This window comes from Humibacter sp. (genome assembly GCF_035547335.1).
Lineage (GTDB): Bacteria > Actinomycetota > Actinomycetes > Actinomycetales > Microbacteriaceae > Humibacter.
In genome coordinates this window covers 17,152-38,138 of the sequence record NZ_DASZVF010000055.1, presented here as the reverse complement: position 1 = coordinate 38,138, position 20,987 = coordinate 17,152, and the positions used below count along the sequence as shown (strand labels likewise).

The window sequence follows — 20,987 nt, the reverse complement described above, 5'->3', positions numbered from 1 at the left end:
CCCTTGGCACTCAGGCGATACTGCTACCGTCAGGGGTCGACTCCCGTCGACGTCAGGGAAGATCTCTCCGTCCTCGCCGTAGAAGCTCGCGAGTGCGAACGTTTCCTCTGGGCCACTCGGAGGAGCATCATGTCTCAGGTCTCGCCTTTCCCCGCACCGTTCGTGAACGAGCTGGTCGGCGACGACCCGACCGTCATCGAGCCGCGACCACCGGTCGGGACCACGGCCATCGTGTACTGCGAGGGTCACTTCGGAGAGCAGGACGGCAAGACGGCGAACGGTCTCGTGCGCTTCTCGGAGCGCTACGACATCCTGAGTGTCATCGACGGCAGTCATGACGGTGAGGATGCCGGCGACAGGCTGGACGGCATCCCGAACGGCATCCCTGTGGTCGCGTCTCTCGCCTCGGCGCTCGCTGCGGCCGAGCGCATGCCCGACTATCTGATCTTCGGGCTCGCCCCGGCGAACGGCCTGCTGTCGCCCGCACACCGGGCCGTGCTGCTCGACGGCATGGATCACGGCATGCACATCGTGAACGGGCTGCATGAATTCTTGAACGACGATCCGGAATTCGTCGCCGCTGCCGCGCGCAACGCCGTCACCATCACCGATGTGCGCCGGCCGAAGGAGATGAAGGACCTGCACCTGTTCTCCGGCAGCATCTTCGAGGTGACGTGCCCGCGCATCGCGGTGCTCGGAACGGACAGCGCCGTCGGCAAGCGCACGACGTCGACCCTGCTCGTGCAGGCGCTGAACGAGCGCGGCATCAAGGCGGTTCTGGTGGGCACAGGACAGACCTCGATCATGCAAGGCGGGAAGTACGGCGTCGCGCTGGACGCGATCGTCCCCCAGTTCTGCTCAGGCGAGGTTGAGAACCAGGTGGTCGCCGCCTTCAGAGGCGAGAGCCCCGACGTGATCGTCATCGAGGGCCAGGGTGCGCTCAGCCACCCGGCTTACATGAGCAGCACGCACATCCTGCGAGGAAGCCAGGCCACTGCTGTCATCGTGCAGCACGCGCCCCGACGGCGCACCCTAGGCGACTTTCCGATGATGGCCGTCCCGACCGTGTCGAGCGAGGTCGCCCTGATCGAGGCCTTCGCCGACACCAGGGTGATCGGCGTCACCATGAACCATGAAGGCATGGCGTCGGACGAGATCCACCTGGCGATCGCGGACCTCGAGACGTCGACCGGCCTTCCCGTGACCGATCCACTGACCAGACCTCTGGACGACCTCGCCGACATGGTGCTGTCGGCCTTCCCCCGGCTCGAGCCGACCGGGCGTTAGCCGACAGCACTGCCCGGGTCAGGCCGCGTTGAGACCGACTCGCGGCCTGCGCACCACGAGCGCCGTCGTGATCGCGAGCACCACGATCCCGATCGCCTCGACGATGACCGTCTCGGGCACGAGCGTGAAGTCCCACGTCTCCCGGATGCCGAACAAGCCGACCGTCAGGGCCAGCAACAGCGAGGCCAGCGACGCGATGAGGAACAGCAGGCCGAGCACCGTGGCCAGCGCGAGCCACCGCCCGCGCAGCACGAGCTCGCCGACGGCGAGCACGATGGCGGCGATCGCGTTCAGCACGAACAGCGTACCGAGCAGACCGCCAACGCCGTCGAACACGAGGAACAGGTGGATGCCTCCCGTGACGAACAGGAAGATCGCGCTGAGAATGCGCATCACTCTGACGAGACCCTGATTGCTGCCGGCCATAGAAGTCACCTGTCTTTCGCGACGGCCTCCCGTGCGAAGGCCTCCCTACAGAACACGATCCTCGTCCCGAATGGGTTCACCGATTCCCGACGATTTTCCCGCGCCTCACTGCGGACCGTATGCGGTGAGGAAGCGGTCGCGGAAGGCATCCATGCGCCACACGGGCGCGGACGGCGACGGGAAGACGCCCGGCTGCCACTTCCACGAGTCGATGCGCGAGATCACGGCGGGATCCTTCGAGATGATGCTGATCGGCACGTCGTGGTTGGCGTCCTGGCCGCTGACGATCCTCGCCGGCTGGTGGTCGCCCAGGACGACGAGCACCAGGTCGGGGTCGTCGAACGTGGTCAGGAACGAGAACAGCGTGCTCATCGTGTACTGCACCGATTCGCCGTAGAGCCGCTGCACGTTCTTCGGGTTCTGCCAGACCACACTCGCCGGCTGCCCCTCAGCCGGCTGCGGGTCGTAGATGGAGCCGTCTCCGATCGACGACCACGGAACGGCGTGCGGCAGCGGCGTCCACGGGGTGTGCGAGGAGACGAAGTCGATCTCGGCCATGAGCGGCTTGTGCTTTCCGCTCAGCTCGTGCTGCTGGAAGTAGTTCCACGTGTACTGGTCGGGGATGCGGGCATAGCCGAACCTCGGGCCGTGGTAGCCGACGTTCTGCGAGTTCAGCAGGGTGTCGTAGTGATAGAACGATGTGCCGACATCCCATGGCGTGCTGTCCGATGGCACGTCGCTGACGGTGCGCCATCCGGCCTTCTTGAAGGCGTCGCTGAGCGTGAACCGGTCGCCCGAGGTGACCTGGTCGTACTTCTGCTGCGAGTCGATCCACTCTCCCGTCTGCAACGTGGAGTGGGCCAGCCAGCTGACACCGCCGAACGTGGGAGAGGTGAGGAACGCGCTCCGCTCGGAGTACCCGGCCTTCGCCAGCTGCTCGTCGCCTTTGCGCAGCACGGCGTCGACGCCCGACGAGAACGAGCTGTTCTGCACGGCCACCTGGCCGTAGCTCTCGATGAACGCGACGATGACGTCCTTGCCCTTGAGTCCCGTCAGCAGATCGGATGCCGGCAGGTCCGCGTAGCCGTCATGCTGCGCCGCGGTCGCGAACGCCGCCTGATCGCGCTCGGTGACCGCGGCCTGCTTCGTCTTCTGCACGGCGGCGCTGACGGCATCGGATGCGGCGACCGGTTCGCCAGGTACCAGTTGTGCCCCGAGCAGCGCGGCGATGACCCACGCCGCAGTGACGGTCGAACCACCGATGAGGGCGGAGGGCCGGTGCCTGCGCAGCAGCCCGTCGACCCGCAGCACGGCCCACGCGGCCGCCGCGAGCATGCCGAGCAGCGCAAGCACGAGCAGCACGAGGAGAGCGAGTGCGCCGAGGGTGCCCGCTGAATCGACGAGCACGCCGTAGGCGTCCTGCAGCTGAGCCCAGTCCGTGATCACGTTGAACGGTCGCGCGAGCGTCGTCTCGTATCCCTTGTCGAGGCCGGCGAGCGCGATGGCGGCGACGAGCACCGCGCCCAGTGCCACCGCGACGATGCGCCGGGCGACCGGCCACGGCAGCAGCGCGAGCACGAGGAGCGCGATGAGCGCCTCGGCAGGCACGCGCAGCAATGCCACCGCCGATCCGGAGGCGATCACGCCGGGCGCGAGCGAGGCGACCACGAGCACGACGGCCGCCGTGACGTTCGCGACCGCGGCGAGCGCTCTTCGGCCCGGGGTACCCGGCCTGAGCGACATCCTCATGCCGCCCCCCGTCCCGTCGCCGTATCGGTCGGCCGTCGGCCGTCCCTCGTCTTCGGTGTGCCGCCGCCGTCACATCGGTCGGAGAGCGCGTATCGCAGCAGCACGACGTCGCCGATCGGCCGCGCCTCGAGGAGCCTGGCGCGGTGATCGGCCGTCCACGGGAACGGGCCGTCGGCCACCAGACGCGGCGCCTTGCTGTCGCCGATGAAGAACGGAGCGACGACGAGGTGCAGTTCGTCGGCGAGCCCGGATGCCAGCAGCTGCGTGTGAACGGCACCGCCGCCCTCGACGACGACGGACTCGACCCCGCGCTCCCTCAGGTCGCGGAGCAGGTCGTTCATGGCCACCTGCTCGCCGAGCCCGACGACGGTGGCCAGCGAGCCGAGCCGCTGTGCGAGGACGGCACGGAGGGCCTCAGGGCAGTAGACGAGCTTCTCGGTGTCGCCCACCGCGAAGAACGCCGCGTTCGGGTCGAGGTCGCCGCTGGAGGTGACCGTCACCTTCCACGGCAGCATGCCGCGGTCCGACGCCAGCCTGCGGGCTCGCCGCGTCTCGTCGCGTACGAGCAGCCTGGGGTTGTCCCTGCGCACCGTGCGGGCGCCCACCATGATGGCGTCGTGTGCGGCACGCAGCTCGTCGACGCGATCGAGGTCGGCCGCGTTGGAGAGCACGAGCCGAGGGGGCAGTGCCGTGTCGAGGTATCCGTCGATCGACATAGCACTGCTCAGCGTCACGTACGGCAGCGCATGCTGGTGCCCGACGGTCATGAGACGCGACCTCCTCGTGTGGTGGCGGTGAGAACGGATGCCTGAGGTGCGACGCGCAGCGGCACGGCCTGCGCGGCCGGGTGCGGTGCGACGCGCGTCGCACCGTGACCGCGCGCCCGCCATGCACCGCACAGGGCGATCACCGCGCCGGGGGCGAGCGCGATCATCGTGAGCACGCCGAACGTCGTGGATGCGGCGACGCCGGGCGCCGAGCCGAGCCCCGCTGTCGCGAACGCCCAGCCCGCGACGCCCTCCCTGGGTCCCCAGCCGCCGACGTTCAGCGGTATCGAGGCGCCGAGCAGCACGACGAGCGCGAGCGACGCCAGCTGCAGGGCTGGCGCGTGGGCGCCGACCGAGACCACGGCGATCTCGAACGCCGTGACATGGCAGGCCACGACGACGACGGACGCGGCGCACACCTGTGCCAGCGCCGGGCGGCTGCCGATCCCGGCCCGCAGCTCCGACAGCTCCCTGCGCAGCACGGCGCGAAGCCGCGTGCTCGCCGCGGCGATCGTGCACGCCACAGCGATGGCGACGAGGAAGACGATGACCACGAGCAGCACCTGGCCCGCGAACTCCGCGCCGACGAATGCGACGACCACCAGCGTGATCGCGACCTGCACGACCTGCCCGGCGGTGCGTTCGATCGCGACGGCCCTCGACGCGCGCGCGACGTCGCCCGAGGTGCTTCCGTGCGCGAGCGCCCTGTGCACGTCTCCGAGCACACCGCCAGGCAGCACGGTGTTGAGGAACTGCGACCGGTAGTACATGGCGACGGCGCGCGGCAGGCTTATCCGCGCTCCGAGCCGATTGGCGATGACTCGCCAGCGCCACGAAGCGGCGACGGTCGCGAGTGCGGTGAGGCCCGCGACGACGATGACGGCCCTGAGGTCAACGGCGAGCAGCCCGCGCACGAACGGCTCGGCGCCGACCCGCCACACCACGGCGGCGAGCACGGCGAGCGCGACCCCGACGCGAAGGAGGATCCGCGCCCGGGTGGACGCGAGGAACGCGGTGACCCTTCGACCGCTCATCGCGGCCACGCCAGAAGGTCTCTGTGGTGCACGACCGTCGTGAGGGAGCCGTCCAGCAGCTGCGCCGTTCGCAGCTCGACGTAGCTCTCGGCCTGGGCGCCCAGCGCGGGGTTCTGCTCGACTGCGGCATCCACCCATCCCTGCAGCCACTCGGCGGTGAGGGCCGAGGCGGTTGCATCGAGCACCCACGGCGTGTCCGCCGGGCGCACGTGCCATCCGGCCTGCAGGAACAGGCCCCGCGCGACGGCGACGGCATGCGGGCCGAGGAGCCTCCTGCCCTGCAAGGCGCGCAGCTGGTGGGCGTTGAAGGCGACCCGGAGCGCCTCGTCGAGCGGATGCCGCGGGTGCAGCTGCACCCTGCCGGTCACGCTCAGGCTGAACAGGGCGGGCACCCCGGAGGACAGGCACGCTGAGACGACACGGTGCAGCTCCTCGGACGTCAGCACATCCAGCAGTGCTGACGCCGTCACGAGAGACGCGCCGTGCAGGTCGTCGCCGTCCAGGCGGTCGAGCTCTCCCACGCGGGTGACGACCGATACCTGGCCGCCCGTTGCGTCGGCCGGCGGTTCGCTCTCGAGCGCGGTCTCGAGCAGCCCCTCGTTCCTGTCGTGCAGCACCCACGTCTGCGGGCCGGGAAGCAAGGGCGCCAGCCAGCGCATCATGGATCCGGCGCCGCTTCCGAGGTCGTGCACGACGATCGGCGGCTCGACCAGCCTGGGCAGGGCGGCCTCGACCAGTTCCCGGGATCGGGTCTGCGCATCCACCGGCTCCCTGAGGGTGAGCCACTCGCTCAGGGTCTGCACCACGTCAGACACGGCGAGCCTCCTCGCCTGCCGTCGAGTCCGATCCGGCAAGAACGTCGGTCAACGCGACGTCCACGATCCGCGCCGTCTCCGACCACGTTCGGTTGCCGGCCATGGCCTGCACCGCCTCGGCCTTCAGCGCCTGCCTGCGTGCGGCATCCGTGCACCACTGCTCCAGCACCACGCGCAGAGCCCACGGGTCGTCCGGCGGCACGAGCAGCGCTGCCCCGCTGTTCGAGACGGCCTCGGGCACGCCTCCCACCCTCGTGGCGAGAACGGGGATGCCGTGCGCGAGCGCCTCCGCGGCAGCCATCCCGAAGCTCTCCGCCCGCGACGGCACGACGAGCAGATCGGTGGATGCGTACGCCTCCTCGAGCTCGTTCCTGGAGAGCACACCGGTGAAGTGCACCCGATCGGCCAGACCGCTGGCTGCGGCGAGATCCTTCAGCGTTCCGGCGAACTCCGGGTCGAGGTCGACGGATCCGGCGAAGGTGCACGTCCACTCGGGCCGCTCGTCGAGTCCGGCGAGCGCGCGCAGCAGCAGGTCCTGCCCCTTGTGCGGCGCGACCACGCCGACGCACAGCAGCCGTGCGCCGCTCGGCGACCCCGTGGCTGCCGAGGATGCGACGGTGCCCGGCCTAGCGACGACGACCCGGCCCGGCCGCGAGATGCCTTCCGACAGAAGCTCGTCCCTCGTCCAGGCGCTCGTGGCGACGATGTACCTGGCAGCGTCGAATGCGCGTCGCTCCCGCTCTGCGGCCTCGGCACGCTCGTCCGCCGAGGTGATGGAGGCTGCGACCATGTGCGCCAGCACGACGAGCACGAGACGCCCGGATCCGCGCACGAACGCGTCGGGAGCGCTTCCGGCGAGCAGCCCATCGACCAGCACGAGGGCGCCGTCGGGCGCATCGGATAACACGGCGTGCATCCCCCGCTCCCCGAGCGGCGCTGGGACCATCCGCACATCCCAGCCGAGGGCCGTCAGGCCGTCGCGAAGCGCCAGGTCGTACACGTTGCCGCCGCTGACGGTGGCGGGATCCGCTATCGCCTCCGGCACCACGAACCGCACGGCCCGCCCCGTCACGCTGCTCTCTGCCGTCGTGCTCACACCGGCCTCGCATAGCTGGCCCAGGCGATGTGCGACTCGTGCAGCGTGACCTCGATCGTCTCCAGTCGTCCTGCCGCGTCGCCCAGCTCTCCGGATGCCACTCGCTCGGCGAGGCGGTCGGCGATGAAGCGGCACAGCTGCTCGGTCGTGGTGTTGATGCCGGCGAAGGCTTCCTCGTCGTCGAGATTGCGGTAGCTGAGCGAACCGGCGATGTCGCGCAAGGCATCCGTGGCCAGCCCGATGTCCACGACGATGCCGTCGTCGCTGAGGGTGGACGCGCCGAACGAGGCGTCCACGACGAATGTCGCCCCGTGCAAGCGCTGGGCGGGTCCGAAGACCTCGCCCGCCAGGCTGTGCGCCACCATGATGTGGTCGCGGACCGTCACCGTGAATGTCATGCTTCGTCCTCCCAGTCGATCGTGTGGCACAGCACAGGGACCCCGTCGGCCGTCGCGGCGCCGCGGGCGAGCGCGGCCATCACGGCGGGCAGCTCACGCCACGAGGAGCGCGCGCTGAGCAGAGCGTCGAAGGCGGGGTCGCGCAGCAGACGCAGCGCAAGGGCCAGCCGGTCTTTCGTCGTCCGAGTGCCCCGCCGACGCTGAGGGACCATGCCCACCTGGCTGGAGCGGATGGTGAGCCGGCGCGAGTGGAAGTCCGCGCCGAGCGTCACCGGCACAGGGGCGTCCCCGAACCAGCTGGCCTCGATCACCTCGCCCTCCGTCGCCACGGTCTGCAGAGCGAGCTGCAGCCCGGATGCCGAGCCGCTCGCGTCGATCACGATGTCGCGATCGCGCGGGGCGGCATCCGGCTCGGCGAAACGCACGCCGAGACGCTCGGCGATCTGACGCTTCGCCGGGTCGATGTCGACGAGCGTCACCTCCCCCTGCGGGATGTCGCTCAGCAGCCGGGCGACGCAGCATCCGATCATGCCTGCGCCCACGACCGTGACGCGGTCGCCGATGAGGGGGGCGGCGTCCCACAGCACGTTCACGCCGGTCTCCACCGCGCCGGCGAGCACCGCGCGGCGCGCCGGAACACCCTCGGGCACCGGCAGCACTGCGTCGGCCGGGACCACGAACGCCGACTGGTGCGGGAAGAGCGTGAAGACCGTGCGCCCCACGAGAGCGTCCGGCCCGCGCTCCACGACGCCGACGTTGAGGTAGCCGTACTTCACCGGCGCCGGGAAGTCCCCCTCTTGGAACGGGGCGCGCATGCGCTGGTGTTCGCTTCGCGGCACGCGCCCCAGGAACACGGAGGACTCCGTGCCGCGGCTGACGCCCGTGTGCCTGGTGCGAACCAGCACCTCGCCGTCGCCCGGCGCATCCAGAGGCTGGGTGCGCAACGCGCCGACGCCCGGTCCGTCGATCCAGAACGCTGTGGCCTCGAGCACACGTCTCCCTTCAGCCGCACGTTCACCCCAGGAATCTGAACCGAACGGGCGTCGATCACGTCTTAATGAGTGTGGGCTATGACGATGACACGAGACACCCCATGACAAAGGTTCATCCGATGACGTATATCGCCACGATGGCCGGAGCGGCAGCGGTCGTGCTGCTGAGTCTCGCGCTCGGGCTGCCGCCCGTGGCCGCGGCCGCCGGGCTGGTCTACTGCGGTGTCTCCAACGGCCTCGTCGCCGTCGGCCTGCTTCGCAGGCGCGCGAGCGGATACGGCTGGGCCAACACCGTCACGACGATCAGGTCGTCGTTCGTCGCGCTCATCACGACGCTGGTGGTGGCATCGTTCGCCGGCCAGGTTCCGGTCCCCGTGCTCGTCGGCCTCAGCATCCCCGCGCTGGCACTGGATGCCGTGGACGGCTGGGTCGCGCGCCGCACCCGTTCGGTCTCAGAGCTCGGCGCGCGCTACGACATGGAGGTGGATGCGTTCCTCCTGCTCGTGCTGAGCGCCTACGTCGCGCAGTCCCTCGGCGTCTGGGTGCTGGCCATCGGCGGAATGCGGTACGCGTTCGTCGTCGTCGGGTGGCTGCTCCCCTGGTTCCGCGCGACTCTGCCGCCGCGATACTGGCGCAAGGTGGTCACGGCGGCGCAGGGCATCGCGCTGACGGCGGCGGCCTCGGGACTCACCGGTGCTCTCGCGGCGCCCATCGTCGTCGCCGCTCTGCTGCTGCTCGCGGAATCGTTCGGACGCGATGTGGTCTGGCTCGTCGGGCACCGCGCGATGGCGCAGACCACGCCGGCCCGTTCCGGCCAGGTGCAGCACCCGGCCTCTTCTGCCGCTTCGGGTGCCGACCCCGCTTCTGCTTCCGCTTCCGCTTCCGAGGCGAGGCTGAATCCGCTTCCCCCGGCCTGACGCCGTCGACCGGGGCCTCACGGCACCGGACGTCAGGCGTTGACGAGCTCGTCGATGACGATCTTCTTCTGCCGCATCATGGCCTGCACCTGCTCGGGCCTGGTGGTGAGCTCGTCCATGTTCGCGGGCACGATCTGCCAGCTGACGCCGAAGCGGTCCTTGCACCACCCGCACTGTTCGGACTCCGGAACGTGGGACAGCTTCGACCAGTACGCGTCGATCTCCGCTTGATCGGCACAGGTCACGACGAACGAGATCGACTCGTTGAAGGTGAACAGCGGGCCGCCGTCGAGGCACACGAAGTCGACGCCGTTCAGCGTGAACCGTCCGTTCAGAACCTTCCCGGACATCCCGGAGAAGTGCTCGTCGAGGCTCTCATCGGGATACTCGTCGATCGACACGATGCGGGAATCGGGGAACACGCCGACGTAGTACTCCATCGCCTCGCGGGCCTGGTTGTCGAACCACAGGCAGGGACGGATGGGTGCGAGCTGTGCCATGGTGCTCCTCCTCGGAGTCGCTGTCTCGTTTGCGTTCGATGGTGGTGCCGTGCCGAGCGGACGGTGACCCGCCCGCCGCGGGTGCTGGTACTAGCCGACCGCCCCGGAGGAGCCGACGGTGTCGGAAGAGAGGATCGCGTCGATCTGCCCGAGCGCCTGCTGCATGCCCTCCTGCATGCCCATGCTCACGAGCTGTTCGAGCCGGTCGAGGTCGGCGAACCGGCTGACGGTCGTCATCCTGGTTCCCCGTCCGTCGGCGAGCCGAACGGCTTCGAACGTAACCTCGGTGCGGGTGACGGGCATCCCCTCCGACGGCCGGCCCTCCTCGTCGGAGAAGCCGTCGTCGAACTCGAGGCGGCTGGGCTCGTCGATGAGGGTGATGCGCCACCAGCCGCGGGCCTTCTCGCCGTCCGGTCCCGTCATGTAGTAGGCGCTTCTGCCTCCCACCCTGAACTCGTGCTCGTCGAAGGTGGCCGGCCACGTCGGCGGCCCCCACCAGCGTTCGAGCTGCCGCGGGTCTTCCCAGACCCTCCAGACGCGCTCTGGCGAGGCGGCGAACTCGGCCACGAACGTGAGCGTCAGGTTCTCGGCGTCGCGCTCGGTGCTGATCACGGTCATCTCGCGGTTCCTTTCGTCGGATGCGTCCCGCGCGGCGGGCGCGGGCTGGTTGCGGTCGTGCCCTGCTCAGGTTCGGCGAGGGTGTCGTCGATCGTCGCGACGCGCGCCCGCCACAGCGTCTCGTATCGGGCGAGCAGCTCGTTGGCGCGGCGGAGCGTCTCCGGCACGGCACGCACGAGCTGTTCGCGGCCACGCCGCTGCTTGGTCACGAGACCCGCTCTCTCGAGCACGGCGACGTGCTTCTGCACGGCCGCGAAGCTCATCAGATAGCCCTGGGCGAGCTCCGAGATGGAGCCGTCGCTGCGCATCGTGCGCGTCACGATGTCACGGCGCGTGGCGTCGGCGAGCGCGTGGAAGATGCGGTCGATCTCCGCGTCGGAGAGGACGTTCGGCTTCCCTTGATCTGCAACCATTTGGTTGTAGATTACGCGTCAGCGGCCGCGCCAGTCAAGGGTCAAGGCGGTCGTTTCGGCCGATTCCGCACCGCGGGGCTGTCGCTTGAACGCCTCCCGCATGATGAGTTGCGCGACCGAGGGAGCCCCCTCCGTCGTGCCGACAGCCACCGAGGTGCGCAGGAAGCGCCGATCGTCGAGCTGGCGCAGCATGGCGTCGGCGAGGTCGATGCGGGCCGTGAACTTCTGCGGGAGGTACCGCTCGGCGATCAGGTAGTCGCTCACCGCCCGGGCGTCGAAGAGCCCGGATGGCCGCATGATGGTCCAGTCCGCGTCGCTTCGCTGAAGCATCGCCTCCATGCGCTTCATGTCGTCGTAGAGCGTCTTGCCCAGCACCCCGGCCACGTACGGCTGGAGCACGCGCTCGAAGAAGAAGCCGCCATGCGGACCGGCCGCGGGGTCGACGGCGCTCGAACTGACCACGACGAGGCGGCGCACTCCAGTGTCCCGTATGGCGTTCAGCATCGACGTGATGCCGGCCGAGTAGGTGGTGATCTCCTGCTTGCCGTATGGAACGCCGAGCGCCGAGAGCACGGCATCCTGTCCGCTGACGGCACGCGAGACCGAGTCCTGCTCGAACACGTCGCCGCGTTCGACACGGAGTCGATCATGCGTCATCGGGAATCGCTCAGGCGACCGCGTCACTGCCGTCATCGTGTATCCGCGCTCGAGGCCCAGGCGGGTGATCAGCCGACCCGTCGGCCCGTTCGCACCGAACACCACGATCTTCACTAGATTCTCCTTGTCAACGAGAAATTGATATTATGGAAACCATACTATATGGATACGAGAATGAATGGTCGAACGGATGACGCCAGAGCGCGCCGCCGCCTGGTCTCCGGGCTCAAGCGCAGGTTCCGCGAGGTGAACAACCAGATTGCGCTGCTGTCCCACCACGTCTCCACACAGGTCGACCTGCGCGACATCGACCTGGACTGCCTGGACTATCTGGCCCAGCACGGCCCGGCCAGCCCGAGCGCGCTCGCCCGCAGAGTCGGCGTGCATCCTGCGACGATGACGGGCGTCATCGACAGGCTGGAGCGAGGCGGGTTCATCGCGCGTGAGCGTGACGAGGACGACAGGAGAGCCGTCGTGGTATCCGCACGGCAGGACGCCATCGGCGAGGTGTTCCGGCACTACGAGGGCATGAACGCGCGCATGGATGCCCTGTGCGACGACTACTCCCCCGCCGAACTGGAGCTCATCACCGGATTCCTGCAGAAGACTGCGGATGCGGGGCGCAGAGCGGTCGAGGACTTCTCCTGACGGCGGGCGGTTCGCTCAAACCGTGACGGCCAGGCAGGCGACCAGTCCCACCACGGTGACGACGATGAACGCGCAGACGACCACCACGGTGCCCTTGACCTGACGCCGTCGATCGTCGCTGCGGTCGGCTCCCCAGAGCTGGGCCTTCAGCCGCACGCGGTGCGCCTCGGCGACGACGGCCTCGGTGCCCGGCAGCGAGAGGTCGAGCGTGCCGCGCTCGTACTGCTGCTCGATGCGCAGGGCCTCCTCCAGCGTCATCGGCGCCTTCGCGACTCCGCGGGGAACGGTGTGATCCCGTGCGCCGGAACGCCCCGTGCCGTTGCCTGCCATCGCACACCTCCCATCGCGCACGGCGTGCTTCCAGGGTACGACCTACTCCCCTGGCCGTCCGGCCGTCACCGGGCGTCAGGGTGCCTTGTGCTGGTCGGCTCGCTCGCATCGTTCGGCTCGGTCGGCCTGGTCGGCTCGCTCGGATCGACCGGCTCGCTCGGATCGACCGGTTCGCTCGGATCGACCGGTTCGCTCTGACCTCGCGGCGTGAATCGGTACCCCATCCCGGCCTCGGTGATCAGGAAGCGCGGACGCGACGGCTTCGGCTCCAGCTTCTTGCGCAGCTGAGCGAGGTAGAGGCGCAGGTAGCCCGAGTCCGACGTGTGATGAGGCCCCCACACCTCCGTGAGGATGGCCTCCCTGGTCACCAGACGGTCCGGGTTGCGCGCGAGCAGCACGAGGATCTGCCACTCGGTGGGGGTGAGCCGCACCGGATGCCCGTTCCTCAGGACCTGACGCGCCGCCAGATCGACGACGACGTCGCCGAACTCGACTCGCGGCTCGTCGTCGGCGGACGGCGTCCTCCGCACCAGCGCGCGGATGCGTGCGAGCAGCTCGTCGGCAGCGAAGGGCTTGGTCACGTAGTCGTCCGCCCCACGATCCAGCGCGTCGACCTTGTCCGCCGAGTCCGTCCGCCCCGAGATCACGAGGATGGGCACGGTGCTCCAGCCCCGGATCGCCTCGATGACGGCGAGGCCGTCGAGTCCGGGCATGCCGAGGTCGAGCACGACCAGGTCGGGGTGGTCGTCGATCACGCGGTCGAGCGCGGTCCTGCCATCAGCCGCACCCACCACGTCGTACCCGCGGGACGAGAGGATGATGCGCAGCGCGCCGAGCATCTGCCGGTCGTCGTCTGCCACAACGATCTTCATCGGCGTCCCTTCTCGGGGTCGATTCGCGGGGTGAGAGGCAGAGCGATCACCATCGTGAGCCCGCCCCCCGGCGTGTCCTCCGGCGAGAGCGTACCGCCCATGCCTTCCACGAAGCCCTTCGAAAGGGCGAGCCCCAGGCCGATTCCCGTCGTGTTATCGGTGTCGCCCTCGCGTTGGAACGGCTGGAAGATGGCATCCTTGCGTTCGTCCGGCACACCGCTGCCGCTGTCGGAGACCCGGATCTGCAGTTCGTCGGCGAACACACTCACACTGAGCCGGGGTGGCCGCCCCGCCGGCGAGTAGCGCAGGGCGTTCGCAAGCAGGTTGACGAGCACGCGCTGCAGCAGCACAGGGTCGGCCGGCACGGCGGGGGTTCCCTCCGGCACGTCGAGGTCGACGCTTCCGGGCGGCGCCGACAGCTCTTCGAGCACAGCCGGCAGCAGGTCCTCGATGTCCACGAGACGCAACGACACGGCGAGCACCCCGGCCTGCACTCGTGAGACGTCGAGCAGGTTGGTCACCAGGGCATCGAGATTCGCGAGACTGTCGTCGGCCGTCTCGAGCAGAGCGTCCCTGTCCGGCTTGCTCAGCTTCACGTGCGAAGACCGCAGACTCGTCACCGCGGCGGTCGCAGCGGCCAGCGGGCGGCGCAGATCGTGTCCGACAGCGGCCAGAAGCGAAGAGCGCACCCGGTCGGTCTCGGCCAGCGGCTTCAGCTCGCTCGCCGTCCGGCTGAGCTCGCGGTGCTCGAGCGCGGCGTCCAGTTGCGCCAGGATGACCGACAGCACGCGCCGGTCGGATGCCGTGAGCTCGGCTCCGAACAGCTCCAGCGTTCCGCGTTCGCCCACCCTCTCCACGGTGCGCGCCGCACCGGAACGTGCACTTGCATCTCCTTCGCCCGGCGCGGTCGCCGGACCCCTCGCCGGATCCGCGTCGGGCACCTCCGCGCGGTCTTCGGCGACCGGCACGCCCTGCTCGTCGATCAGCCGCACCGCGTCCAGGCCGAATGCCTCGCGCGTTCGCTGCACCAGGGCCTGCACCGCATCGTCTCCACGGATGACGCCGCCGGCGACCGTCGCCAGAACGTCGGATTCGGCGGCCGACCTCTGCGCCCACCGCGCGCGCCTCGCCGCCTGGTCGACGACGAAGCTCACGAGCGCGGCGCCCACGACGTAGAGCAGGAGTGCGAGCAGATGGACCGGCTGAGCGATCGTGATCGTGTACTCGGGCGCCACGAACAGGTAGTCGAGCGTCAGCCCGGACAGCACGGCGGCGAACAGCGCCGGCCAGAACCCTCCGACGAGCGCGACGACGATCACGAGCAGCTGGAACGCGAGAACGTCGCTCGTGAGGGCCTCTGGCGTGTGGAAGAGCCACAGCATCCAGCTCAGCAACGGACCGGCCACCACCGCGAGGACGAGCCCGTACACGCGGCGGCGGACGCTCAGCGCACCACGAGCCCGTGGCAGCACCAGCTGCCTGCTGCCCGCGGCGGCGTGCGAGACGATGTGCACGTCGATGTCTCCCGAGCCTCGAACGACGGTCGCGCCGATCCCTGGACCGGTGAGAAACGCCAGCAGCCGTGATCGCCGCGAGACGCCGATGACCAGCTGTGTGGCGTTCACCGCCTTCGCGAACTCGACGAGAGCCGACGGGATATCCGACCCGACGATCTCGTGATAGGCGCCACCGAGTGTCTCCACCAGCGCCCGCTGCCTGGCGAGCGCTTCCGGATGCCTCTCCCGCAGCCCGTCGTCGCTGACCACGTGCACGGCGAGCAGTTCGCCGCCGCTGGAACGAGCGGCGATGCGAGCGCCTCTGCGCAGCAGGGTCTCCCCCTCCATTCCGCCCGTCAAGGCGACGACCACGCGCTCGCGCGCCTCCCACTTTCCGGCTATGCCGTGCTCTCGCCGGTAGGTCTGCAGGGCGCTGTCCACCTCGTCGGCCAGCCAGAGCAGCGCGAGCTCGCGCAGCGCCGTGAGGTTGCCGAGGCGGAAGTAGTTCGACAACGCGGCATCCACACGCGTTGCCGGGTACACCAACCCGTCCGCGAGCCGGTCCCGCAGCGCTTGCGGCGCGAGGTCGACCACTTCCACCTGGTCGGCCGCGCGCAGCACGGCATCGGGGATCGTCTCCTGCTGGCCGATTCCCGTGATCTGCTCTACGACGTCGTTGAGCGACTCGATGTGCTGGATGTTCACCGTGGAGATGACGGTGATGCCGGCATCCAGGAGGTCCTGCACGTCCTCCCAGCGCTTCCCGTGCGTGCTGCCGGGCGCGTTCGTGTGGGCCAGCTCGTCCACCAGGGCGACATCCGGGCGGCGAGCGAGCACCGCCTCCAGGTCGAGCTCGGACAGCTCAACGCCTCGATGCACGACGGAGCGGCGCGGAACCACCTCGAGGCCCGTGAGCATGGCGGCCGTCGCGGCCCGTCCGTGCGTCTCCACGAGCGCGACGACGACATCCCTGCCCGACTCGGCCAGCCGTCTGCCCTCTTCGAGCATCGCGTACGTCTTGCCCACTCCCGGTGCAGCGCCGAGCAGCACCCGCAGCTTGCCTGTGGCCATGGCTCGGCCCTAGCGGTCCCTTCCGACTAGCGTCGCCTGCCGGAGGTGTGGCGGCGTGCCACGTTTCCTCACTTGCGCACCTCGTCCCCTGCGGGATCCATCTTCGCCAGTGCGAGGTTCAGTTCGAGCACGTTCACGGTCGGCTGACCGAGGTATCCGAGGTCCCGCCCCTGAATCATAGACTTCATGAGCGCTTCAACCTTCGACCGGGCGATGCCCCTGGCACGAGCGACGGCATCCACCTGCAGCAACGCGTAAGCAGGGCTGATGTGCGGGTCGAGGCCCGATGCCGACGCCGTCACCGCATCGGGCGGGATGCTCGCCGCGTCCACGCCGTCGACCTTCTCGATCTCCGCCTTCCGCTGCAGGACGGCTTTCGTCAGAGCGGGATTGTCAGGACCGAGGTTGCTCCCGCTGGACGCGTTCGCGTCGTATCCGGTGCCCGCCGCAGAAGGACGGGACTGGAACCACTGCGGCAACGGGTGACCCCTGCCGTCGGTGAAGGACTGGCCGATGAGGGCGGAGCCGACCGTCGTGCCTTCGGCTGTCACGAGAGAGCCGCCGGCCCTTCCGGGCATGGTCAGCTGCCCGATGCCGACCATGACGAGCGGGTAGGCGATGCCGAGCACCGCGGTGAACGCGATCATGGCGCGTACCGCCACCGCGTACTGCCGTCCGGTCCCCCTCAGGATGGGGCTCATGGCGTTCCTTTCTCTTGGTTCGATGTCGCCCGGCCGGTGCGCCGGGGTCAGAATCCGGGAATCAGCGCGACCAGCAGGTCGATGAGCTTGATGCCGACGAACGGGGCGATGATCCCGCCGACGCCGTAGACGAGCAGATTGCGACCGAGCAGCGTGCCGGCCGACGACGGCCGATAGCGCACACCCCTCAGTGCGAGCGGGATGAGGACCACGATGATGATCGCGTTGAAGATCACCGCCGACAGGATCGCTGAGGACGGCGAGTGCAGGTGCATGACGTTGAGCACCTCGAGCCCTGGGAAGACTCCGACGAACATCGCGGGCACGATGGCGAAGTATTTGGCCACATCGTTGGCGATGGAGAAGGTCGTGAGGGCGCCGCGGGTGATGAGCAGCTGCTTGCCGATCGAGACCACGTCGATGAGCTTCGTCGGGTCGGAATCGAGGTCGACCATGTTCCCGGCCTCTTTCGCGGCGGATGTGCCCGTGTTCATGGCCACCCCCACGTCGGCCTGAGCGAGAGCCGGTGCGTCGTTCGTGCCGTCCCCGGTCATCGCGACGAGCTTTCCACCTTCCTGCTCGCCCCTGATCAGGGTCAGCTTGTCTTCCGGCGTCGCCTCGGCGAGGAAGTCGTCGACGCCGGCCTCCTCGGCGATGGCCTTGGCGGTCAGCGGGTTGTCGCCTGTGACCATGACCGTCCGGATGCCCATTCGCCGCAGGTCGGCGAATCGGTCGGCCAGTCCCGCCTTCACGACATCCTTGAGATGGATGACGCCGAGGATGCTCGTCCGCCCGTCCGCGGTGCGGGTCGCGACGGCGAGCGGCGTGCCCCCCGACTGCGAGATGCGCTGCGCCAGGCCGCCCAGTTCCGCCGCGACGACCGGTTCGACCTGACCGTCGCGCTCCGCCCAGGCGACCACGGCGCTCGCGGCGCCCTTGCGGATCAGCGTTCCGTCGTTCAGATCGACGCCGCTCATCCTGGTCTCCGCGGTGAACGGAACGACGGAGCCGCCCACCGATGCGGGAGGCATGCGTCCCAGCGACGTCGCCAGGGCGACGACCGACGATCCCTCGGGCGTGGGATCGCTGAGCGAGGCGAGCGCGGCCGCATCGATCACGGCATCCACGGGGATGCCGGCGATCGGCAGGAACTCGCTCGCCTGCCGGTTGCCGTACGTGATGGTGCCCGTCTTGTCGAGCAGAAGCGTGCTGACGTCTCCCGCTGCCTCGACCGCCCGCCCCGACATGGCGAGCACGTTGCGCTGCACCAACCGGTCCATGCCGGCGATGCCGATGGCCGACAGGAGTGCGCCGATGGTCGTGGGGATGAGGCACACGAGGAGGGCGACGAGAACCGGCACCGACAGCGACGCATGCGCGAATCCCGCGACGGGCCCCAAGATGAGCACGACGACCACGAAGACGATCGTCAGGCTCACCAGCAGGATGTCGAGCGCGATCTCGTTCGGCGTCTTCTGACGGCTGGCCCCCTCGACGAGGTGGATCATCCGGTCGATGAACGTCTCGCCGGGCTTGGCGGTGATGCGTACGACGATGCGGTCCGAGAGCACGCGAGTACCACCGGTGACCGCGCTCCGGTCGCCACCCGACTCTCTGACCACGGGTGCGGACTCGCCCGTGATCGCCGACTCGTCGACCGACGCGATGCCCCATACGATGTCGCCATCGCCGGGGATGAGCTCGCCGGCACTGACGACGACGACGTCTCCGAGCTGCAACTCGGCGGAGGCGACGCGCGTCGTCGCCGCGTGGAGCGCGCCCGGGTCATCCGCGCTGTATCCCACGACGCGACGAGCCTCGGTCGTCGTGCGGGTGGTGCGAAGAGTGGCCGCCTGCGCCTTGCCCCGGCCTTCGGCGACCGCTTCCGCGAGGGTGGCGAAGACGACGGTCAGCCACAGCCACAGCGCGATCCACCAGGTGAATGCCACCGAGCTCGTCGTTCCGCCGGCCGCTCGGCCGCCGAGGAACGGCTGCGCCACGGCGAGCGCGGTGGTCAGTGCCGCGCCGACCTCGACGACGAACATGACGGGGTTGTGCCACAGCTCGCGAGGGTCGAGCTTGCGGAGGGCATCCGGAAGGCTTGTCAGAAGCTGCCCGACGTTGAAGGCTCCTCCCCGGGCTCGGGCATCACGCGCCGGCCGGGATGGTGTCGCGGCTGTGTCGATGGTGATCGTGGCGCGGTGGGTCGTTTCACGATTGCTCATGTGTCAGTGCAGTCCTTCCGTCAGTGGCCCGAGCGCGATCACCGGGAAGTAGGTCAGCGCCGTGATGATCAGGATGGTTCCCACGAGCAGTCCGACGAACTGCGGCCGATGCGTCGGCAGGGTGCCGCTCGTGGCAGGGGTCTTCTCCTGGGCGGCGAGGGAGCCGGCCAGGGCGAGCACGAAGACGATCGGGATGAACCTGGCGAGGAACATCGCCGCTCCGAGCGCCGCGTTCATCCAGGGTGTGTTCGCGGAGATCCCCGCGAACGCCGATCCGTTGTTGTTCGCCGCGGACGTGAAGGCGTAGAGGATCTCGGAGAACCCGTGCTGGCCGGGGTTGAAGATCGTCGTCTTCTCGACGTTCTGCGCCACGCCGGGAAGCGCGAAGCTCAGCCCGGTTCCGACGAGCACGATGACCGGCGTGGTGAGGAAGTACAGGCTGGCGAGCTTGACCTCGCGCGATCCGATCTTCTTGCCGAGGTACTCCGGCGTGCGTCCCACCATGAGCCCGGCGAGGAAGACTGCCACGATCGCCATCACGAGCATTCCGTAGAGCCCGGCGCCGATACCGCCGGGGGCGACCTCCCCGGTCATCATGTTGATCATCGTCATCATGCCGCCGAGCGGCGTGAGGCTGTCGTGCGCGGCATTCACCGCGCCTGTCGAGGTGAGCGTGCTCGTCGTGCCGAAGAGTGTGGAGCCGAGGATGCCGAACCGCTCCTCCTTGCCCTCCAGTGCGCCGCCCGCCGCAGCCGTTGCCGTTCCCGACGTCGTCGACTCGAGCCAGGTGAACAGCGAGACGGATGCCACGAAGATCACGCCCATCGCCGCGACGATGGCGTATCCCTGCCGCCGGTCGCCAACCATCGTGCCGAAAGCACGCGGAAGGCAGAACGGAACGAGCAGCATGAGGAACACCTCGACGACATTCGTCCACGGCGTCGGGTTCTCGAACGGATGCGCCGAGTTGGCGTTGAAGAATCCGCCGCCGTTGTTGCCGAGCAGCTTGATCGCCTCCTGTGAGGCGACGGGACCGCCCGGCAGCGTCTGCGTGCCGCCCGTCAGGGTGTGCACGGTCTGCACGGCGTTCAGATTCTCGATCGCGCCGCCCGCGATGAGCACGATCGTGAAGATCACCGAGAGCGGCAGCAGGATGCGCAGGATGCCGCGGGTCAGGTCGACCCAGAAGTTGCCGATCGTGCCGGAGCGGCGTGCGGCGAGCCCTCTGATGAGTGCGACGGCGACGGCGAGGCCGACGGCGGCGGAGACGAAGTTCTGCACGGTGAGAGCCGCCATCTGCACCGAGTAGCCGACGGTCGTCTCGGGCGAGTACGACTGCCAGTCGGTGTTCGTGACGAAGGAGATCGCCGTGTTGAACGACAATCCTTCGGGCACGGGCCCAAGCCCGAGCGAGTACGGCAGCCACGCCTGCAGCCGTTGCAGCAGATAGACGAGGAGCACTCCGATGATCGAGAACGCGAGCACGCTGCGCAGGTACACCGGCCAGGTCTGCTGGGAGGCGGAGTCGACCCCGATCAGCCGATAGAACCCGCGCTCGATCCTCAGGTCTCGGTGCGACGTGAAGGTATGCGCGATGTGGTCGCCGAGCACCCGATAGCAGAGTGCGAGCATCAGCGCGACGGTGGCGAGCTGGGCGAGGAAGAGCCAGAACGTGAGCACCTAGAACTTCTCCGGCTTCACGAGGGCGTACACCAGGTACACGAGAGTCGCCACGGCGAGTGCTGCCGACAGTACGGCGAAGAAGGTCACAGCTTCTCGACCGCCTTGCCGACGAGCGCGACGACCGCGCCGAGCACGCCGATGCCGAGAACGCAGACGAGGTCCAGCACGAGGATGTCCGTTCCGTCACGCCGCCATCGCGGCGGGCCGCGCCCTGCGACCGAGGAACCATCGAACTCCGGATGCCGGTGCCCGCAGCCTCCCTTTACGGAATCCACACGGCCGGATCGCCGAT

General features: G+C 69.0%; 22 protein-coding genes and 1 pseudogene. 3 read left to right on the top strand and 20 right to left on the bottom strand.

Features of this window, described 5'->3' with window-relative positions:
- The first annotated feature begins 129 nt into the window (after positions 1 to 129).
- Positions 130 to 1,287: a DUF1611 domain-containing protein gene (locus VHB92_RS11715; RefSeq protein WP_325453935.1), complete on the top strand. Its 1,158-nt coding sequence runs from the start codon at positions 130 to 132 to the stop codon at positions 1,285 to 1,287.
- A gap of 18 nt (positions 1,288 to 1,305) precedes the next feature.
- On the opposite strand, the gene VHB92_RS11710 is transcribed toward VHB92_RS11715, so the two are convergent.
- The 8 genes from VHB92_RS11710 to VHB92_RS11675 form a co-directional block, all read right to left on the bottom strand.
- Complete coding sequence (locus tag VHB92_RS11710; protein ID WP_325453934.1) at positions 1,306 to 1,713, bottom strand: hypothetical protein; 408 nt, start codon at positions 1,711 to 1,713, stop codon at positions 1,306 to 1,308.
- 105 nt (positions 1,714 to 1,818) lie between these two features.
- Positions 1,819 to 3,462: a CDP-alcohol phosphatidyltransferase gene (locus VHB92_RS11705; RefSeq protein ID WP_325453933.1), complete on the bottom strand. Its 1,644-nt coding sequence runs from the start codon at positions 3,460 to 3,462 to the stop codon at positions 1,819 to 1,821.
- Positions 3,459 to 4,229, bottom strand: coding sequence for a RibD family protein (locus VHB92_RS11700; RefSeq protein WP_325453932.1), 771 nt, complete (start codon positions 4,227 to 4,229; stop codon positions 3,459 to 3,461). The genes VHB92_RS11705 and VHB92_RS11700 overlap by 4 nt, the downstream gene beginning before the upstream one ends.
- Positions 4,226 to 5,263, bottom strand: a complete 1,038-nt coding sequence (locus tag VHB92_RS11695) for a lysylphosphatidylglycerol synthase transmembrane domain-containing protein (RefSeq protein ID WP_325453931.1) — start codon at positions 5,261 to 5,263, stop codon at positions 4,226 to 4,228. Before VHB92_RS11695 ends, VHB92_RS11700 begins: the two co-directional genes overlap by 4 nt.
- Positions 5,260 to 6,078, bottom strand: a complete 819-nt coding sequence (locus VHB92_RS11690; RefSeq protein WP_325453930.1) for an SAM-dependent methyltransferase — start codon at positions 6,076 to 6,078, stop codon at positions 5,260 to 5,262. The genes VHB92_RS11695 and VHB92_RS11690 overlap by 4 nt, the downstream gene beginning before the upstream one ends.
- On the bottom strand, positions 6,071 to 7,174 hold the full coding sequence (locus VHB92_RS11685) for a glycosyltransferase family 4 protein (protein WP_325453929.1): 1,104 nt from the start codon (positions 7,172 to 7,174) through the stop codon (positions 6,071 to 6,073). The genes VHB92_RS11690 and VHB92_RS11685 overlap by 8 nt, the downstream gene beginning before the upstream one ends.
- On the bottom strand, positions 7,171 to 7,572 hold the full coding sequence (locus VHB92_RS11680; RefSeq protein WP_325453928.1) for a 6-carboxytetrahydropterin synthase: 402 nt from the start codon (positions 7,570 to 7,572) through the stop codon (positions 7,171 to 7,173). Before VHB92_RS11680 ends, VHB92_RS11685 begins: the two co-directional genes overlap by 4 nt.
- Positions 7,569 to 8,564, bottom strand: a complete 996-nt coding sequence (locus tag VHB92_RS11675) for a zinc-binding alcohol dehydrogenase (RefSeq protein WP_325453927.1) — start codon at positions 8,562 to 8,564, stop codon at positions 7,569 to 7,571. The genes VHB92_RS11680 and VHB92_RS11675 overlap by 4 nt, the downstream gene beginning before the upstream one ends.
- Positions 8,565 to 8,683: 119 nt before the next feature.
- Between VHB92_RS11675 and VHB92_RS11670 the strand changes: the two genes are divergently transcribed.
- Entirely contained in the window at positions 8,684 to 9,481 is a 798-nt protein-coding gene (locus tag VHB92_RS11670) for a CDP-alcohol phosphatidyltransferase family protein (RefSeq protein WP_325453926.1), read from the top strand.
- 32 nt (positions 9,482 to 9,513) lie between these two features.
- Here the strand turns inward: VHB92_RS11670 and VHB92_RS11665 are convergent, their stop codons facing one another.
- The 4 genes from VHB92_RS11665 to VHB92_RS11650 form a co-directional block, all read right to left on the bottom strand.
- Positions 9,514 to 9,981 (bottom strand): VOC family protein, encoded by a 468-nt coding sequence (locus VHB92_RS11665; protein WP_325453925.1) that lies wholly within the window; start codon positions 9,979 to 9,981, stop codon positions 9,514 to 9,516.
- Between the two features lie 90 nt (positions 9,982 to 10,071).
- On the bottom strand, positions 10,072 to 10,599 hold the full coding sequence (locus tag VHB92_RS11660) for an SRPBCC domain-containing protein (protein ID WP_325453924.1): 528 nt from the start codon (positions 10,597 to 10,599) through the stop codon (positions 10,072 to 10,074).
- Positions 10,596 to 11,012 (bottom strand): metalloregulator ArsR/SmtB family transcription factor, encoded by a 417-nt coding sequence (locus VHB92_RS11655; RefSeq protein ID WP_325453923.1) that lies wholly within the window; start codon positions 11,010 to 11,012, stop codon positions 10,596 to 10,598. Before VHB92_RS11655 ends, VHB92_RS11660 begins: the two co-directional genes overlap by 4 nt.
- 18 nt (positions 11,013 to 11,030) lie before the next feature.
- Positions 11,031 to 11,783 carry an SDR family oxidoreductase gene (locus VHB92_RS11650; protein ID WP_325453922.1) on the bottom strand — a complete coding sequence of 251 codons (753 nt, stop codon included), beginning with the start codon at positions 11,781 to 11,783 and terminating at the stop codon, positions 11,031 to 11,033.
- Between the two features lie 60 nt (positions 11,784 to 11,843).
- Here VHB92_RS11650 and VHB92_RS11645 point away from each other — a divergent pair, with 60 nt between their 5' ends.
- Positions 11,844 to 12,317 carry a MarR family transcriptional regulator gene (locus VHB92_RS11645; RefSeq protein ID WP_325453921.1) on the top strand — a complete coding sequence of 158 codons (474 nt, stop codon included), beginning with the start codon at positions 11,844 to 11,846 and terminating at the stop codon, positions 12,315 to 12,317.
- A gap of 15 nt (positions 12,318 to 12,332) precedes the next feature.
- Here the strand turns inward: VHB92_RS11645 and VHB92_RS11640 are convergent, their stop codons facing one another.
- The 8 genes and pseudogenes from VHB92_RS11640 to VHB92_RS11605 all read right to left on the bottom strand — a co-directional run bounded on the left by VHB92_RS11640 (position 12,333) and on the right by VHB92_RS11605 (position 20,970).
- A complete protein-coding gene (locus VHB92_RS11640; RefSeq protein ID WP_325453920.1) occupies positions 12,333 to 12,647 on the bottom strand; it encodes a hypothetical protein in 315 nt (104 codons plus the stop codon).
- A gap of 203 nt (positions 12,648 to 12,850) precedes the next feature.
- Positions 12,851 to 13,519, bottom strand: a pseudogene (locus tag VHB92_RS11635) (response regulator); the annotation flags it as partial.
- Positions 13,516 to 16,086, bottom strand: a complete 2,571-nt coding sequence (locus tag VHB92_RS11630; protein WP_325453919.1) for an ATP-binding protein — start codon at positions 16,084 to 16,086, stop codon at positions 13,516 to 13,518. The gene VHB92_RS11630 and the pseudogene VHB92_RS11635, both read right to left, overlap by 4 nt.
- A gap of 68 nt (positions 16,087 to 16,154) precedes the next feature.
- A complete protein-coding gene (gene kdpC / locus VHB92_RS11625) occupies positions 16,155 to 16,787 on the bottom strand; it encodes a potassium-transporting ATPase subunit KdpC (protein WP_325453918.1) in 633 nt (210 codons plus the stop codon).
- A gap of 47 nt (positions 16,788 to 16,834) precedes the next feature.
- A complete protein-coding gene (gene kdpB, locus VHB92_RS11620; RefSeq protein WP_325453917.1) occupies positions 16,835 to 19,012 on the bottom strand; it encodes a potassium-transporting ATPase subunit KdpB in 2,178 nt (725 codons plus the stop codon).
- A gap of 3 nt (positions 19,013 to 19,015) precedes the next feature.
- Complete coding sequence (gene kdpA, locus VHB92_RS11615; RefSeq protein WP_325453916.1) at positions 19,016 to 20,692, bottom strand: potassium-transporting ATPase subunit KdpA; 1,677 nt, start codon at positions 20,690 to 20,692, stop codon at positions 19,016 to 19,018.
- The gene (kdpF, locus tag VHB92_RS11610; RefSeq protein WP_325453915.1) at positions 20,693 to 20,782 is read right to left on the bottom strand and encodes a K(+)-transporting ATPase subunit F; all 90 of its coding nucleotides are present in this window, start codon (positions 20,780 to 20,782) and stop codon (positions 20,693 to 20,695) included.
- Positions 20,779 to 20,970 (bottom strand): hypothetical protein, encoded by a 192-nt coding sequence (locus VHB92_RS11605; RefSeq protein ID WP_325453914.1) that lies wholly within the window; start codon positions 20,968 to 20,970, stop codon positions 20,779 to 20,781. The genes kdpF and VHB92_RS11605 overlap by 4 nt, the downstream gene beginning before the upstream one ends.
- Positions 20,971 to 20,987 lie beyond the last annotated feature (17 nt).